This is a genomic window from Ruminococcus sp. MCC718 (assembly GCF_018783905.1).
GTDB lineage: Bacteria > Bacillota > Clostridia > Lachnospirales > Lachnospiraceae > Hominisplanchenecus > Hominisplanchenecus faecis.
This window is the reverse complement of record NZ_WQNP01000093.1, coordinates 1-1,898: the sequence shown is the minus strand read 5'-3', so window position 1 is coordinate 1,898 and position 1,898 is coordinate 1. Positions and strand designations below refer to the sequence as shown.

Annotated in this window: 4 protein-coding genes; all 4 read left to right on the top strand. The window is 45.2% G+C overall.

Features of this window, described 5'->3' with window-relative positions; all coding sequences use genetic code 11:
• Window positions 1-119 precede the first annotated feature (119 nt).
• The 4 genes from GPK60_RS08450 to GPK60_RS08435 all read left to right on the top strand — a co-directional run bounded on the left by GPK60_RS08450 (window position 120) and on the right by GPK60_RS08435 (window position 1,720).
• Window positions 120-404 carry an autorepressor SdpR family transcription factor gene (locus GPK60_RS08450; RefSeq protein ID WP_022118140.1) on the top strand — a complete coding sequence of 95 codons (285 nt, stop codon included), beginning with the start codon at window positions 120-122 and terminating at the stop codon, window positions 402-404.
• The gene (locus GPK60_RS08445) at window positions 388-1,035 is read left to right on the top strand and encodes an SdpI family protein (RefSeq protein ID WP_215659292.1); all 648 of its coding nucleotides are present in this window, start codon (window positions 388-390) and stop codon (window positions 1,033-1,035) included. The genes GPK60_RS08450 and GPK60_RS08445 overlap by 17 nt, the downstream gene beginning before the upstream one ends.
• A 165-nt stretch (window positions 1,036-1,200) precedes the next feature.
• The gene (locus tag GPK60_RS15675) at window positions 1,201-1,356 is read left to right on the top strand and encodes a prepilin-type N-terminal cleavage/methylation domain-containing protein (RefSeq protein ID WP_173896950.1); all 156 of its coding nucleotides are present in this window, start codon (window positions 1,201-1,203) and stop codon (window positions 1,354-1,356) included.
• A complete protein-coding gene (locus tag GPK60_RS08435) occupies window positions 1,349-1,720 on the top strand; it encodes a hypothetical protein (protein WP_173887371.1) in 372 nt (123 codons plus the stop codon). Before GPK60_RS15675 ends, GPK60_RS08435 begins: the two co-directional genes overlap by 8 nt.
• Window positions 1,721-1,898: the final 178 nt, after the last annotated feature.

Genomic DNA, 1,898 nt, shown 5'->3' with positions numbered 1-1,898 from the left:
GAGTAGATATGATTTCGGTCAATCCAAAGCATACACGATAAAGCAGTAAGTAGAACTCGTGAGGGTCTACATTATCTCGGTGTGAGTATATTTAATCACATTTTGAGTGGCAGGCTAATGTGGGATTTGCAGAAACCTTCAAAGCTTTGTCTGACCCGGTACGGCGTGACATTCTGACATTGCTGAAAGAAGGAAGCATGTCAGCGGGAGATATCGCAGCACAGTTTGATATGACGGCAGCGACGATCTCCTATCACCTAAAGATCCTGAAAAAGTCAGGTCTGGTCTGCGAGACAAAGGAGAAAAATTATATTTACTATTCGCTTAACATTTCCGTGGTCGAGGAAGTGATGCTCTGGCTTGCAGAGCTGAAAGGAGAGAGTGAAGATGACGAAGAAAAATAAAAAGATCATTCTGATCACAAGCATGATTACGATTCTGCCGATTTTGGCGGGACTGATTTTATGGAATAAACTTCCGGAACAGGTGGCAACACATTTTGATGCCAACGGCATTCCAAACGGCTACAGTAGTCGGGCATTTGCAGTGTTCGGTCCATATCTGATCTGCCTTTTTGCACATCTGTTCTGTGCATTTGGAACACTGGCAGATCCGAAAAAACAGGCGATCGGGCAGAAGATGTACGCACTGATTTTATGGATCTGTCCGGCAGTTTCCCTGTTCTGTGCAGCCGCAATCTATGGTAATACCTTTGGAGTGGAATTTATGAAATCTTCCAGATTTGTGATCATACTTCTGGGACTTCTGTTTTTGCTCGTCGGCAACTATCTGCCGAAATGCCGCCAGAATTATACCGTTGGCATAAAGGTTCCGTGGACACTCGCCAGCGAAGCAAACTGGGATGCAACCCACAGGATGGCAGGAAAATTGTGGGTTGCAGGCGGCGTGTTGATTCTTCTGCTGGCCATTCAGCCGTGGATCCCGGCATTTCCGATAAGTCTGGTGCTCATACTTGCGGTCACATTTATTCCGATGATCTATTCCTTTGTATATTATCTGAGAAATAAAAAGTAATTTCACAGAGATTTTGTGAATTTATGGGAAAATCCTCCGATAAAGCCGTTTTTACGGTAATATCGGGGGATTTTTTGTCAGAGTGCGTTGACGAAATATAGGTGAAATCATATAATAAAAAGTAATACAAAGATGCCGAAAACAGCGTATAAACGAGGAATATAGATGAAAAACACAAAGAAAAAAGGATTTACTCTGACGGAGTTGATGGTCGTACTGGTAATCATTGCGATCATTGCGGCGATCGCAGTCCCTTCTTTTATAAAATACTGGAGGATTTCGGAGTTTCACCATCGAAGATCCGATCGAGTACGTGTATGAGAGTAAACAGTCCCTGATCCATCAAAGAGAAGTTGGCGAAGATATTACCGATTTTGCGTCTGCGATCCGCAGTGCCCAGCTCGCCGGAACCTTAAAAGGAATCGTCAGCCAGTGCCTGATCCCATGCGGCGGTGGAACAGCTCGCGTGGCAGCGACCGAACTTCTTGTCGGTACGGATGCCATCCTCAACCTCGTCCGCGAAGGAAAGGCACACCAGATCCCGGCAATGATGCAGACTGGAAGCAGCAGCGATATGCATACCCTGAATATGGATCTGTCCAGACTCGTGCGGCAGGGATTTATCACAAGAGACGATGCGATCGCTTATACCAACAATAAAGCAGAAGTTGGACAATATTTATAAAAAGATACATATTGAATATTTATAAAAACCTTTAACCTTGGTGTGATTTCGCCGCAAAGAAATTAAAAACCTCCGGAGTGCAGTCCGGGGGTTTTTGTTTGGTGCGCCTAGCGGCGCACGTTTCTAACGGGTTAAAGTCCCGAATCCGCCCGGTAGTGGGAAGGATATAGCCGAAGGC